At 41.8% G+C, this 13,533-nt stretch carries 10 protein-coding genes; 4 read left to right on the top strand and 6 right to left on the bottom strand.

Features of this window, described 5'->3' with window-relative positions; genetic code table 11:
• Positions 1 to 39: 39 nt before the first annotated feature.
• Positions 40 to 1,500 carry an MBL fold metallo-hydrolase RNA specificity domain-containing protein gene (locus tag EGC80_RS07170; protein WP_124012590.1) on the bottom strand — a complete coding sequence of 487 codons (1,461 nt, stop codon included), beginning with the start codon at positions 1,498 to 1,500 and terminating at the stop codon, positions 40 to 42.
• A gap of 369 nt (positions 1,501 to 1,869) precedes the next feature.
• Here EGC80_RS07170 and EGC80_RS07165 point away from each other — a divergent pair, with 369 nt between their 5' ends.
• Positions 1,870 to 3,078, top strand: coding sequence for a porin (locus EGC80_RS07165; RefSeq protein WP_124012591.1), 1,209 nt, complete (start codon positions 1,870 to 1,872; stop codon positions 3,076 to 3,078).
• 237 nt (positions 3,079 to 3,315) lie between these two features.
• On the opposite strand, the gene EGC80_RS07160 is transcribed toward EGC80_RS07165, so the two are convergent.
• Together EGC80_RS07160 and EGC80_RS07155 are read right to left on the bottom strand one after the other, a co-directional pair.
• A complete protein-coding gene (locus EGC80_RS07160; protein WP_124012592.1) occupies positions 3,316 to 3,825 on the bottom strand; it encodes a peptidylprolyl isomerase in 510 nt (169 codons plus the stop codon).
• A 108-nt stretch (positions 3,826 to 3,933) separates the two neighbouring features.
• Positions 3,934 to 5,274 (bottom strand): M20 metallopeptidase family protein, encoded by a 1,341-nt coding sequence (locus EGC80_RS07155; protein WP_124012593.1) that lies wholly within the window; start codon positions 5,272 to 5,274, stop codon positions 3,934 to 3,936.
• A gap of 162 nt (positions 5,275 to 5,436) precedes the next feature.
• Here EGC80_RS07155 and EGC80_RS07150 point away from each other — a divergent pair, with 162 nt between their 5' ends.
• Together EGC80_RS07150 and EGC80_RS07145 are read left to right on the top strand one after the other, a co-directional pair.
• Positions 5,437 to 5,955, top strand: a complete 519-nt coding sequence (locus EGC80_RS07150; RefSeq protein ID WP_124012594.1) for a GNAT family N-acetyltransferase — start codon at positions 5,437 to 5,439, stop codon at positions 5,953 to 5,955.
• A gap of 988 nt (positions 5,956 to 6,943) precedes the next feature.
• Positions 6,944 to 8,842, top strand: a complete 1,899-nt coding sequence (locus EGC80_RS07145; RefSeq protein ID WP_124012595.1) for a sensor domain-containing phosphodiesterase — start codon at positions 6,944 to 6,946, stop codon at positions 8,840 to 8,842.
• Between the two features lie 90 nt (positions 8,843 to 8,932).
• Here the strand turns inward: EGC80_RS07145 and EGC80_RS07140 are convergent, their stop codons facing one another.
• Complete coding sequence (locus EGC80_RS07140; RefSeq protein WP_124012596.1) at positions 8,933 to 10,129, bottom strand: hybrid-cluster NAD(P)-dependent oxidoreductase; 1,197 nt, start codon at positions 10,127 to 10,129, stop codon at positions 8,933 to 8,935.
• A gap of 115 nt (positions 10,130 to 10,244) precedes the next feature.
• Positions 10,245 to 11,903, bottom strand: a complete 1,659-nt coding sequence (hcp, locus tag EGC80_RS07135; RefSeq protein ID WP_124012597.1) for a hydroxylamine reductase — start codon at positions 11,901 to 11,903, stop codon at positions 10,245 to 10,247.
• Between the two features lie 315 nt (positions 11,904 to 12,218).
• Between hcp and EGC80_RS07130 the strand changes: the two genes are divergently transcribed.
• The gene (locus EGC80_RS07130) at positions 12,219 to 12,908 is read left to right on the top strand and encodes a DUF3157 family protein (RefSeq protein WP_124012598.1); all 690 of its coding nucleotides are present in this window, start codon (positions 12,219 to 12,221) and stop codon (positions 12,906 to 12,908) included.
• A 128-nt stretch (positions 12,909 to 13,036) separates the two neighbouring features.
• Here the strand turns inward: EGC80_RS07130 and EGC80_RS07125 are convergent, their stop codons facing one another.
• Positions 13,037 to 13,297 (bottom strand): DUF5062 family protein, encoded by a 261-nt coding sequence (locus tag EGC80_RS07125; RefSeq protein WP_101033932.1) that lies wholly within the window; start codon positions 13,295 to 13,297, stop codon positions 13,037 to 13,039.
• Positions 13,298 to 13,533 lie beyond the last annotated feature (236 nt).

The following is a 13,533-nucleotide window of genomic DNA, read 5'->3' as shown; positions in this document are numbered from 1 at the left end:
GGCTAAGCAATCGTTCACCTCATAACACATTTATTTGAATTAAGTTTTTGATCCACTTGCCTTATTCAGCCACACGAACTCAGGTAAAGCGTTTAAGTCTAGGCAATCTCCTCGCTCAGCAATGGCGCTATTTTTCGGTTTATTGGCACTGTCTTGATTAAGCGCTTCAATCAATACTTGCTGTGCTTCTAGTTCACCATGTACCAATATCACTGCGGGAGATTGCTCAAAATGGCGATACCAAGACAATAACTCGGCTTGGTCGGCATGGGCTGATAACCCACCTACCGTATGGATACTTGCAGCAACCTTAATACTCTGGCCATGAATCGTCAGTTCTTCAGCACCGTCGACGAGTATTCGGCCTGGCGTTCCCATTGCCTGAAAACCACAAATAATAATATCGGCTTCTTTACGCCATAGGTTATGCACAAAATGATTACGAATGCGGCCGCCATTACACATACCACTGCCCGCAATAATGATTAATCCTTTATGAATATCGTTCAGCTCTATCGACTCTTCAGTGCTACAGACAAATTCAGCACTGGATAACAAGGGATGTTGCCCAGAAGATAAGCGGGTAAAACGCTTAAAGTCATCGTCCATCAATGGATAATTGTTAACATATACCTCGGTTGCTTTTATCGCCATTGGACTGTCTAAACAAATACGCCAACGTGATAAGTCCCACTCTTTGGCATATAAATGAAATAGATAAAGAAGCTCTTGAGCACGTCCCACCGAAAATGCTGGGATCAAAATATTGCCCCTACTTTCATGAATAGTTCGTTTGAAAATTGATTTCAGTTCAACCAAGGTATCTTGCCAACTGCGATGCAACCTATCGCCGTAAGTACTTTCCATTAGCACTAAATCAGCTTGTTCAATAAACGTTGGGTCATCCAAAACCGGCATACCTGCACGACCTAAATCACCACTAAAAACCAGTTTTTTCTGTTGAGGTTTATTGCCTAACCACAACTCAACCACCGCAGAACCCAGAATATGTCCCGCATCGGACAAACAAACCTCTACCCCATCGGCAACCTGGACGCGTTGACCGTAATCTACCATCACAAACTGCGCCATAACTTGCTCAACATCCTCCTCGGTAAATAGCGGCTCGAGCGGTTCTAAATCATGTTTTGCACGTTTTTTATTTTGTCTGTCGGTGTCTCTTTCTTGCAGCATAGCCGCGTCACGCAACATCACATCACATAACTGCGCGGTGGCTTTTTGAGTATAAATAGGCCCAGTAAACCCCTGATTAATCAGATAAGGTAGACGACCGGAATGATCAATATGTGCATGGCTTAATACCACAGCATGGATATCTTGCGCTTTGAATGGAAAAGGATCGTGATTACGTAACCAGTCAGCTTTACTCCCTTGAATTAATCCACAATCAAGCAGCACTTGCTGCCCTTTGACTGTGAGTAAATGGCAAGATCCAGTGACCTCTTGAGTTGCGCCGTGAAACTGCAAAGTCATGTCCATAATGTCGCCCCCGATAAAATCGATAACAGTGCTAAATTAAGCGTATGCCATTGGTGAAATAAAGTCGCGATCTACATCAAATAAACGCTTAAAAAACACACTAGTTATAAAGCAAATAAAAATTCATATTAAATGCATAAGCAACCGCAATATAACATCTCCTTACAATTATTAACCATACTACAACCCAGTGTTAACACTCAATTTTGCTAAGTCATTGAACAATGTATTTTAAGAGATATATCGCCTTTTTTGAGCATATTTCACTTTGTGAGTCACTCATAGGTTTGATATTCTCCGTCGTCTTAATGGAAAGATATCTTAACGGACTAAGCTGTGCTTACTCAAACAACAAGACAAGAGATTAAAATGAACAGAACATTAATTGCAGCATTAATTTCAACCATTCTTATCGCACCCTCAGCGTCGGCAATCGAAATTTATAAAGATGATGTCAATGCGGTTAAAATTGGCGGCTTTATCGATGCGCGCGTGATCAATACTCAAGGTGAAACAGAAGTTGTTAACGGTGCTTCACGCATTAATTTTGGTTTTAATCGTCAGCTACAAAATGACTGGAAAGCCTACGCCTTGCTTGAATGGGGTGTAAATCCGGTAGGTAGCACAGACATTGTTTACAACAATCGCTTTGAATCAATCCAAGAAGAGTTTTTTTATAACCGTTTAGGTTATGTCGGTATCGCACATGACACCTACGGTAGCATCACAATTGGCAAGCAATGGGGTGCTTGGTATGACGTGGTTTATAGCACAAACTATGGTTTTGTGTGGGACGGTAACACTGCTGGTGTTTACACTTATAACAAAGATGACGGCGCCGTAAATGGTGTCGGTCGTGGCGACAAAACAGTTCAGTATCGCAACAGCTTTGGCGACGTCAGTTTTGCAGTGCAAGCCCAGTTAAAAAACTCTGCTTTTTATACCTGTGATGTCGAAAACATTACCGAAAGTGCCTGTGAAGAATTGTGGGACTCTGGCTCAACGGCAGCACAACAAGTTGAATTCAATTATACTTATGGCGGTGCTGTCACTTACCAAGCAACCGACAAGTTAGTGTTAACCGCTGGGGTTAACCGGGGTGAGTTTGATGTGAACTTTGCTGATGGTGGCTCATCCACTGCGGTTGATCTTATTTACGGTATGGGGATCACGTGGGGCAACTTTGATCAAAACGGTTTTTATGCCGCTGCCAACGTGAATAAAAACGAAAATCACGACACCGACAACATCGGCCGGTTAATTAACGACGCTGTGGGTCTTGAGTCATTGTTCTCATACAAGTTCGATAATGACATTCGTGCTTTTGTGTCATACAACGTACTGGATGCGGGATCTAACTATGTGATCCAACCTAACTACAATGCAGACCCTAACGACGTCTTTAAGCGCCAATTTGTGGTAGTAGGTTTGCACTATTTATTTGACCCTCAAACGGTGATATACATTGAAACTCGTAGTGACTTCAGTGACTTTACCAGTGCAGACAAAGTACAACAAGCCAGAATGGAAGTGTCTGAAGATGACGGTATCGCCATCGGTCTTCGCTACACGCTTTAATCTGAACCTCTGTGCTATATCTCTGTGCTATTGCTAAATAGCACATTAAATTAATAGCAGATCAAAAAAGGTTCGACAGTGATGTCGAACCTTTTTTTATGGCTGTTGTTAAGCTGACAAAAACGCGCGCTTGAATTAGCACACCTAAGCCGCAAGGCTTAAAAGACAAATGCTGAACAACACATTTAAACAAGCAGTTAAACAAGCATTTAAACCAAACCCTTTAAACCACCGCGCTTAAGCAACGGGTTTCTCGTCAATTATCGTTACTTTCTCAACCACAATCGGCTCACGCGGCACATCATCATGGCCCGCAATAGTCGTGGTGTTAACCCGCTCCATTTGTTGGATAACATCCATACCCGCGGTCACTTTAGCAAACACCGCATAACCCCACCCTGCATTAGTTGTCGCAACGTGGTCTAGAAAATCATTGTCAGCGACATTAATAAAAAACTGCCCAGTAGCAGAATGCGGCGAATCCGTTCGCGCCATGGCTAACGTGCCCAACACGTTTTTCAAGCCTTTATTGGCTTCATTGGCAATAGGGTCGCGAGTTGGTTTTTCTGTCATTTTGGCGGTTAAGCCACCACCCTGCACCATAAAACCTTTAATAACCCGATGAAAAATAGTGCCTTGATAAAAACCGTCTTGGCAGTATTTTAGAAAGTTTTTTGAAGAAACCGGTGCACGTTCCATTTCAAGCTCTACGGTAAAATCGCCAAGGTTGGTGCTAAAGATAATCATATACTGCCATGTTCCAAAAATGAGAATAGCCGCCAGTATATTCTATAGTACCGAAGGCGGCTATTACGCTTATCCTTGAATGAAATCCCTGCCCTTTACATTTTCCACTTATTGGGCGGGCTGATTAAATAAATCCATCGCGGTGCGCGTCATTGCCCGAACGCCTGTTCGGATGGTTAACGGATAATCTGGCGCAAACTGGCTAGAATGCAAAGACGGCAAGGTATCGCCCGACTCAACACTTGCTTGATACTGGCTAGGTTCTACCGCGCCAAGCCAAAATAAAGTAATAGGGCGTTTCTCTGGTGTCAGTCCATATAAACCAAAATCTTCGCCAGCCATTACCGGTGGCGCCACCAGTACATTATCGCTGCCTAATTCGGCTTCGATACTGGCTTTAACCTTAGCGGCTAACGCTGGATGATTATAGGTTGACGGAATGGTTTCATCATCATGCACATACACCACAGGCATTAACTCATCTGCTAAGCCTGCGCTCAATGCAATACCTGTAGTAATACGTTTAATCGCCGCCATTTGCTGCTCACGCACCTTAGGATTATACGAGCGCAAGGTCAGCTGAAGCTTCACTTCATCGGAAATAATATTGTGTTTTGAGCCTCCATGAATCGAGCCCACAGTCACCACATTAGGCTCTAACGGCGACACCTCGCGGCTCACAATAGTTTGCAGTGCAAGTACGGTGCGCGCAGCAAGTACTACCGGATCGATGGTGGCGTGCGGATAAGCCCCATGGCCACCTTTACCCTTAATGGTAATATCAACCGAATCAACATTCGCCAAGGCATAACCACTTACGGTACCTACTTTACCCGCTGGGATTGACGCACTCACATGCAAACCAATAATGCTGTCTGGTGTCGGGAATTGGCTAAACAAACCCTGTTTGAGCATGGCTTTGGCGCCGCCGCCAACCTCTTCTGCAGGTTGAGCCACCATCATTAACGTGCCTTGCCAATCAGCTTTGTGAAGCATTAATTGTTGTGCAGTGCCAATTAAACTGGTCATGTGAATATCGTGGCCACAACCATGCATAATCCCAACCGTATTATTGTTCGCATCTTGCGTGGTAACCGTTGAGGCATATTGTTTACCGGTTTGCTCAATAATAGGCAATCCATCAATATCAGCACGGATCATCACCACTGGTCCTTTACCATTTTTAACGATGCCGACCACACCATAACCGCCAAAATTAGCAGTCACCTCAAATCCTAATTGTTTCAGTTCTTGCGCCATGCGTTGGCTAGTGGCTTTTTCTTGATATGACAACTCAGGGTGTTGATGAAGGTGTAAATAAAGCTGCTCCAGTTTAGGTAATGCTTTAGTTACAGAGAGATCAAGATCGCTCGCGCTAACCGTAAATGACAACAACGAAACTGAAAACACTAACGCCAATAAGGGATATGCAACACGTAAGCAGGTCATATTATTATTCTTAATTGTCGGGAATTGAGTATGTTAATCTAGCATAAGCTTAAGCTACTTTATAATGGGTTTTCGTTAACCCCAAGCCAATTAAGGGATAAGGTTTGTAGTGGCATAGTGATTAAGTCATTGCGGACATAAAAATAATAGTAAGGGAAACCAATGACAGTCATTACTGAAACACCCAGGCTAATTATTCGACAATTTACCCTTGATGACGCGCCAGCCGTATTACACTTCAATACTCCAGAACAAGTCAGCCTCTATACCGGTGACGCAGGAATGTGCACAACATTAACCGACGCCGAAAATATCATTGCCAATATTTGGTTAGTTGAATATCAGCAATACGGTTTTGGCCGTTGGGCTGTGGTATTTAAAGAAACCAATACTGTGATTGGTTTTTGCGGTTTTAAAAATGAAACTCGTATTAATGCCATCGATATTGGTTATCGCCTACACCCTGACTACTGGGGTATTGGCTTAGCCACAGAAGCCAATCTCGCCTGCATTGCATACGCTAAAGAGCACATGTCACTAGACCTTGTTTATGCCGATGTTGTTGATGCCAATAGCGGCTCGATCAACGTGGCCACTAAGTTAGGCATGACATTTCATTCTCAATTCCAACGAGATGAATTTACTTTTAATCGTTATGTCATGTTATTGAACGGCAACTAACGAGTACTTATCTAAGTACTAACGCTAAGCTCTAAATCTAAGTACTAAATCTAAGTACTAAATCTAGTCACTAAAAAAGATCGCAAGCCGCAAGAGGATAACCGGCTTTGCCATCAGAACACACTCGGTGCTGCTGGCTTATTTTTGTCCCAAGCTAGCCTCCCACAAACAAATCCACTTTATAAAATGGCCTAAGCTGGTGATGATATAAGCCGTTATAACAAAGAACATGAAAATTATTGTTCCATGAAATGTTAACTAAATAAATTAAACAACATAAATGTCACAACAACCCCTTAACCCGCCTATACTCGATCGAGGACAGATTTAACGGCTCGCTGACGACTCAGTTGTATATCCGTATTCGCTCTGCCACAGAGTGAATTCGGATCACCTAATATAAGTTTAATTAATGTTTGCATAACACAACTTATTTGAGTAAGCTGATAAATAACCCCAGCTCGGGGTAATAGTCGGTTATCAAAGTGGTTTTTATCTATTTATCCTGTCGCTGATTGAGCGTTAAAGTTAAATAAAAACCGTATAGATTGAAGCGTACAAACGATATTTATGACTAACACTGTTATAGAGCATTTATCTTAGGTTGTAAGAGTGCTGTGTAAGCGTACGGTGTAAAAGAGCGATATGAGATTCATGGAAGAAGAGCAACTACTGCACTTAACATTGCTAGACCTGTTATGTAGCAACAGAATGGACTCTTTAGAAATTACCTGATCAGTATTTCCCCTTCATTCATGGCCTCACATTATGTAATAGCATGTTGATATGTGATTAAAATAATATATAGGTTTATATACCTTTATATACCTTTATATACCTTTATATAGGTATATATAGAGCTAACAATATAGCTGTTAGTGATTAACTCGAATGTGCGCACCTTACAAAATGGCAAGCTGTTAACGTTTTTTAATATACAAACGGTCTGTTTATTGAGTAACAAGACAATGAAAGTAGGGATAATACGATGTTGAAAAACAACACTATTGCGATACCAGCAGAAATGCTAACGTCTTGGCAAACCACAGTAGACCTCATCGCCAAGGTCGCTAAAGTGCCAGCATCATTAATCATGAAACTTCATACTCATGAATTAGAAGTCTTTGTTGCCAACAATAATACTAACAGTCCATTTGCGGCTGGGATGAAGGACTCGCTGGGTCATGGTTTATATTGCGAATCAGTGATTGTTCAACAAACTAAATTACATGTCGAAAATGCCCTAGAAGATCCCAAATGGTGCACAAACCCTGCGCTTGCAGTAGGTATGATGTCTTATTATGGCTTACCCCTCAATTGGCCCGATGGGGAGCCTTTTGGCACCATTTGCATGCTAGACATAAAAGCAAATAGTTACTCAGGCGACCTTATGATGTTGATGGAGTGTTTTCGTCGCTGTATTGAAGGTAATCTAGAAATGTTAGCGCAAAAGGAAAAACTTGCACAAGCCAATTTACATTTAGAAACCAGTATTGCACAGCGCACCTTTGAATTAGAGAAGCTTAACAGCGATTTAATGCAAGAAATCGATTCACGCATCGCGGCGGAAAAACTATTAGATATCCAGCAACGTTTCGACTCCGTCACTGGTTTGCCTAAATTTAACCAGCTCGAAAAAGTGTTTAACAAACTTATTGCAAAAAATGAGTTGACTAGTATTTCGATAATTCATTTCAGCATCACTAACCTAAAGAGAATTCAAGACGGATTTGGTTATGACATAAGTGACAAAGTGCGCAATACCGTTGTCCAAAAACTGCAACTCTTTACTAATAATAGTACCTATCTTGCCATTTTCAGTGAAACCACATTCTGCATCATTATCCCGACCAAAAAACAGCAGTATGCCAACAAGATGGCGGTTTTTTGCAGCCGCTTATGTCAGCAATTTAGCCAAGATATTTATGTTGATGAATTATCACTCTCCATTACCACAGCAATGGGAGTCGCATTTTACCCCAATGATGGTAGTGGATTTATGGACCTATCAAGAAAATCCAGCGCCGCGCTATCAAATTGTGAAATGGGTAATAACAATAGCTATAAGTTTTTTAACCCAAAAATGGAATCTGAACTGTCTAGTCGTATAAAAATGGAATCATTATTAAGGGCGGCACTGCAGCGCGATGAGTTGTCATTGCATTATCAACCTTTTGTAAACACCCAAAGCCAAAGTGTTGTCGGCGCCGAAGTACTTATAAGATGGCATAACCCAATTTTAGGCCAAGTTTCACCGGTCGACTTTATTGAAATTGCAGAACATTCAGGGCAAATCATTGAAATCGGTTATTTTGTATTAAGAAGCGCTCTGAAACAGTTAGCTTATTGGCGCGAAATATACAATCAAGATTTTTATCTGGCGATCAATTTGTCTCCAGTACAACTCAAAGACAGCTACTTGGTCGATAAAATTGTTAACTTGCTTGAGTTATACAAAATACCCGGCCATTTGCTTGAGATTGAGCTAACAGAAAATGCGTTAATACATGATGCCGCATATGCCCAAGAAGTACTGAGCAAGTTACATCGGAAGGGGATCCGTTTGTCGTTAGATGATTTTGGTACTGGCTATTCATCACTCAGTTATTTGCAGTATTACCCTTTTAACTCAATTAAAATTGATCGCAGTTTTATTCACAATCTTGAAACCTCAGAACAGAGCCGACAGTTGGTGAACACCATTATCGCCATGGCCAATAACTTACAGTTGTCATTAGTGGCAGAAGGGGTCGAAAATCAATTTCAAGCCGATTTTGTTGCCAAGCAAGGAGCCAATATATGGCAGGGTTATTATCTGGGAAAACCGGTAGATGCCAATGCTTTTGCCCAGCAATACCTCATTCCCTCAATGACACCACTGTTTTAACCTTCGCCAGTTAGGACACAAAGCAGGATTAGAGTATGTACCATCATTAAGGGCGGATACGTCAACTGACGCACCCTTGGATCATACCCATTACATTTGTAAGCGCACATTTGAGGTTATTTTGGTCGAACATGCCAACACAAAACCTGCCGCAATTTCTTCAGCCGTTAATGCCATCTTACTAGACGACTCAGTGGTGCCCGAAACAACCTGACATTTACACGCCCCGCATACGCCAGAACGACAAGCAGCAATAATCGGTAACTTTGCAGACTCAATACCATCTAATAGCGTTTGATTGCCCGTTAATGGGATCTGTTTATCGCCAATGCTCAACATAAACTGCTCGGTAGATGGATTACTTTCCATCGCGGCTTTCAACCCCATAGCACTACTTGCACCAAAGCTTTCTTGATTGAACTGGCTCATATCAAATTCGGCAGCTTCAAGCATTAATTTCACGTCGCTCATATAAGATTCAGGACCACACACAAATACGGTACGCTGCTGATAATCTGGTACTAATTTGATTAGGCTTGCTAAGTTTAATCGACCAATACCAAAGCCTGTATCCTCATGTTTATCAATGAGAATTTGGCTATTGTCATCCGACTTAAGCATATAATTAAGATTGAATTTTGGGCTTCGTGATGCCATCGACGCCATTGAATTGGCAAACATAATGTCATCAACCGTTTTGGCACTGTGTACAAAGGCAATATCGCTGTCGGTGGTGGTATCGCAAAGCCAGCGCGACATAGAATGCATTGGCGTCACGCCGCAACCGGCACTTAAAAATAAGTACTTATCGGCCTCAATATCGACTAAGTTAAATATCCCATCAGGGCCAGTAACAGTCACTTCATCGCCTACGTTCAGCGACTCAGTTAAGTAATTAGACACCACGCCACCAGTGATTTTTTTAATCGTGACAACTAATGAAAATGGTCGTGAAGGTGACGATGAAATAGTGTAACTGCGGTAAACCTTGTCGCCATTAATCGCTAATTTAAAGGTAATAAACTGTCCCGGTTTAAAATTAAATTTAACCGGTGTAAGTCCCTGAAAGCGAAAACTGACCACATCGTGGGTTTCATTCCATTTTTCAACACAGCAAAGCTGTACTTCACCTCGTTGCCAGTTATCGGCAGCCAAAAGTGCTTTCGGAGTTGCCAGTACAGCAGGTTCAACCACAGGTGGAGCATCACTAACTGGGGTAACCTTTTTAGCCGTTTGGGCAGAAAGCGCTTGTGAAAATGAAAAACCAACGGAGGGAGTACTACTCATTTTGATGCCTTTAACGCAGTAAAAAAGAGAGGTGGCAATATGGATAATCCCATAGTGCCATTAATCGCAATAGTGCAAATAAGCTGGGCTTAGATGCACTATTGTTATAACAAGATTACGCCACGTTGATCATGGCTTTTAAGTCTGTTTCAACATCGATAGTGGTGCGTAAACCAAACTGTTGCTCTAAAATGTTTGCTAGGTTTTCGGTTAAGAATCCTGGTGCACTTGGGCCAGTACGAATGTTTTTCACCCCAAGAGACAACAAGGTTAACAACACTACAATCGCTTTTTGCTCAAACCACGACAACACTATGCTTAACGGTAAGTCGTTAAGGTCACATTCAAAAATGTCCTTTAACGCTAACGCCAACTGAATAGCAGAATATGCATCATTACACTGGCCAATATCTAGCAAGCGTGGCACACCGTTAATGTCGCCAAATTCCAGTTTATTGAATTTGTACTTACCGCAACCTAAGGTCAAAATAATTGAATCATCAGGCACAGACTTAGCTAAGTCTGTAAAGTAATTGCGCTCTAATTTGTCGCCATCACAACCACCAATTAAGAAGAAGTGCTTAATAGAACCATTCTTAACGTTTTCAACCACTGTTGGTGCTGCAGCCATTAATGCATTGCGAGCAAAACCAATGGTGATCATGTGGGGGATTTCATCATAGATAAAGCCTTCAAGCGCGAGTGCTTTATTAATCACTTCGCTAAAGTCATCACCTTCAACATGGGTCACACCAGGCCAACCGACAATACTACGAGTATAAATACGGTCAGAGTATTCACCCACAGTAGGGTCGATAATACAGTTTGAGGTCATCACCACTGCACCAGGGAAAGTGGCAAATTCTTTTTGCTGATTCTGCCAAGCGCCGCCGTAGTTACCGACTAAATGCGGGTACTTTTTAAAGGCTGGGTAAGCCAGAGCCGGTAACATTTCGCCGTGAGTAAAGACATTAATGCCCTTGCCTTCGGTTTGTTGCAAAATAAGCTCTAAATCTTTCATGTCGTGGCCAGACACTAAAATCGCCTTGCCTTTAACAGATTTTGTATTCACTTGCGTTGGCTCAGGGTGGCCAAATGAGGTGGTTTCGCCTAAATCTAACATCGCCATAATGCGATAGTTTAATTGGCCAATTTCCATTGAGGTAGCAAATAACTTGTCAGCATCAACTGAGTCTTCACCTAAAAATGCCATGATTTTATGGAACTCAGCAGCCACATCAACATCAGTTTGGTCTAATACGCGAGCATGCTCCATATAAGCAGCCGCGCCTTTTAAGCCGTATAAGCATAATAAGCGTAAGCCAAGAATATCTTCATGCACGTCACCACGATTAGGCAGTGCTATTGGCGCTTGAGCTAAAATTTCAGGCTTAGATGCACCAAGTAATATCTCACCTTGGGCGCTGACTATTTCAGGCTCTATGCCTTTGTCTTTACAAGCAGCTATATAAGCGGCTTTTAATTGGTCACGATAGGTTTGAGCCTGATAGGCATAATCAATTAACCGTTCATCGTCAAAGTTTACGTTAGTGAGTGTGGCAAAAAAGGCCTTAGGAACAAAGACATCAATGTCGTTGTCTACAATGCCGAACTCGCGGGCTTTAATTGCGTAAGCAGACACGCCTTGCAGCATATAAATTAATAAGTCTTGAATATCAGACGTCGACGCCAACTTGCCGCACATTCCTTGCGAGTAACTACAGCCATTACCTTCTGGTGTTCTAATGGTTTGCTCACATTGCACACAAAACATAACTCTACTCCTCAAATATTATTCATGTATAAAGTTTACATGTTATAAATGAGTTTACTCTTTACACCGTAAAGCAAAACCCATTTTTAAGACCAATGTTGTATTTTACGAGCTACGTCACCTTCAGCGATCGCTAATGTAATTAGCTTTTTTTCTAGCTTGTTCAAGCATGAACACCGATAGGTACCACAACAAGGCCTATTATCAATGTCAGTATAAGTCGATATGATAGTAACAGTCGGTCTTTAAAAAACGTTCCATTTACCCAATGAAAACAAGTAGAATTAATTAAAGATTTTCAATCAGGATGAACAGATGAAAACCAAGCTTAATGTTATCGCATCGACCCTATTGTTGGTGCTTGCCCCTGCAGCAATGGCCGCCGATGTTGCAGTCATCACTTTAGACAATGGCGCTAATGTTCGCCTAAAAGATGACTTTACCTGGGAATACATCATTACCGAAACCGTCAGTCAACCAGTGCAAGCCGCTAAAGCAGGCATCACAAAGCAAGCAAACGTAGTAACACAGCCTACCATTGCATCTGCAGCGTCAATAGCAGCAGTGACCACACCTGTTGCAGCACCAACGGTTACCATGCCCACTGCCGCAGCAATTAATACTCAGGTATCAACCACACGCTTAACGGCAGCGGCATTAGCACAACCAGAACTGTTAGGCAGCACGGCCAAAGATGGCATTAAAATCACCCTTGTAGACACAAAATGGAAGGATGATAACGTCGGCTTAGTGTTTGATTTTGACAGCACCAGTAACGAGCATGTCACCCTGGTTGAAGTTGAAGCCAGCTTTTATAACGACCAAGGTGAACTGATCAAACAAGAAAACCTACAAGCGTGGGAAGCTATTCCCAGGATGCCAGAAACTTACCTACGTAATGGTCAGCATCGCCAAAGTGATACTATATGGGTAGAAGGTGTTAATAAGCAGCAATGGCAAAAGCAGTTGATAAGTTTAAAAATTGTCGAAATTGAGTCGCGCTAACTCTGCATCCAGTTCAACAAATAGCGACTAAAAATTGACATAAAAAAGCCTAAGCGAAATCAATATTTCATTTAGGCTTAGTCTTTGCGCGCCAAAGTGTTAACACACCCTCCGCATAGGGACACTGATTAGTTTAACAATTCATGCTCTTTAGGCAGCTGCTTACTAATCCACAATATCAATTTATGTTTGCGATTTGGACCATCATCTTTATCTTCGGCTAAGGGTTGGATTAAGTTGTCTTGAACCAATAATCGATAAATACATTCGACTTTATCTTTTGGCGAAATGCCTTTACCAAAATCATCAAAACCACGCTTTTGCGCGTATCCCATGCCAATCTCCATCGCGAGCTTGAGCAGTTTTGTATCGTGCTTACCAACTTTCATCTATCAGCCTCATCGTGCTTATTTATCACTATTAAGCTACGCGAATATCCACAAATTGCCACTACAATTGCGCCAAGAATGCCCCAAAACCTAACAAACATCACTATTGGTAAGTTTCGTTACAATAATTATTCATAGTTTATCCCTTTAACCTATGCTGCAAGACGCAGTCTTGTTATTGTATTGTAGTTATTTCATTACGTTTTTATTGTCACTATTGTTCGCCACAGCTACAT

Source organism: Shewanella psychromarinicola (assembly GCF_003855155.1).
Lineage (GTDB): Bacteria > Pseudomonadota > Gammaproteobacteria > Enterobacterales > Shewanellaceae > Shewanella > Shewanella psychromarinicola.
This window is presented reverse-complemented; position numbering and strand designations above follow the sequence as displayed.

Excerpts from the sequence above, each read along its gene's own strand:
- EGC80_RS07170 (WP_124012590.1), bottom strand. The coding sequence starts at position 1,500 with ATGGACATGACTTTGCAGTTTCACGGCGCAACTCAAGAGGTCACTGGA.
- EGC80_RS07165 (WP_124012591.1), top strand. The coding sequence starts at position 1,870 with ATGAACAGAACATTAATTGCAGCATTAATTTCAACCATTCTTATCGCA.
- EGC80_RS07160 (WP_124012592.1), bottom strand. The coding sequence starts at position 3,825 with ATGATTATCTTTAGCACCAACCTTGGCGATTTTACCGTAGAGCTTGAA.
- EGC80_RS07155 (WP_124012593.1), bottom strand. The coding sequence starts at position 5,274 with ATGACCTGCTTACGTGTTGCATATCCCTTATTGGCGTTAGTGTTTTCA.
- EGC80_RS07150 (WP_124012594.1), top strand. The coding sequence starts at position 5,437 with ATGACAGTCATTACTGAAACACCCAGGCTAATTATTCGACAATTTACC.
- EGC80_RS07145 (WP_124012595.1), top strand. The coding sequence starts at position 6,944 with ATGTTGAAAAACAACACTATTGCGATACCAGCAGAAATGCTAACGTCT.
- EGC80_RS07140 (WP_124012596.1), bottom strand. The coding sequence starts at position 10,129 with ATGAGTAGTACTCCCTCCGTTGGTTTTTCATTTTCACAAGCGCTTTCT.
- hcp (WP_124012597.1), bottom strand. The coding sequence starts at position 11,903 with ATGTTTTGTGTGCAATGTGAGCAAACCATTAGAACACCAGAAGGTAAT.
- EGC80_RS07130 (WP_124012598.1), top strand. The coding sequence starts at position 12,219 with ATGAAAACCAAGCTTAATGTTATCGCATCGACCCTATTGTTGGTGCTT.
- EGC80_RS07125 (WP_101033932.1), bottom strand. The coding sequence starts at position 13,297 with ATGAAAGTTGGTAAGCACGATACAAAACTGCTCAAGCTCGCGATGGAG.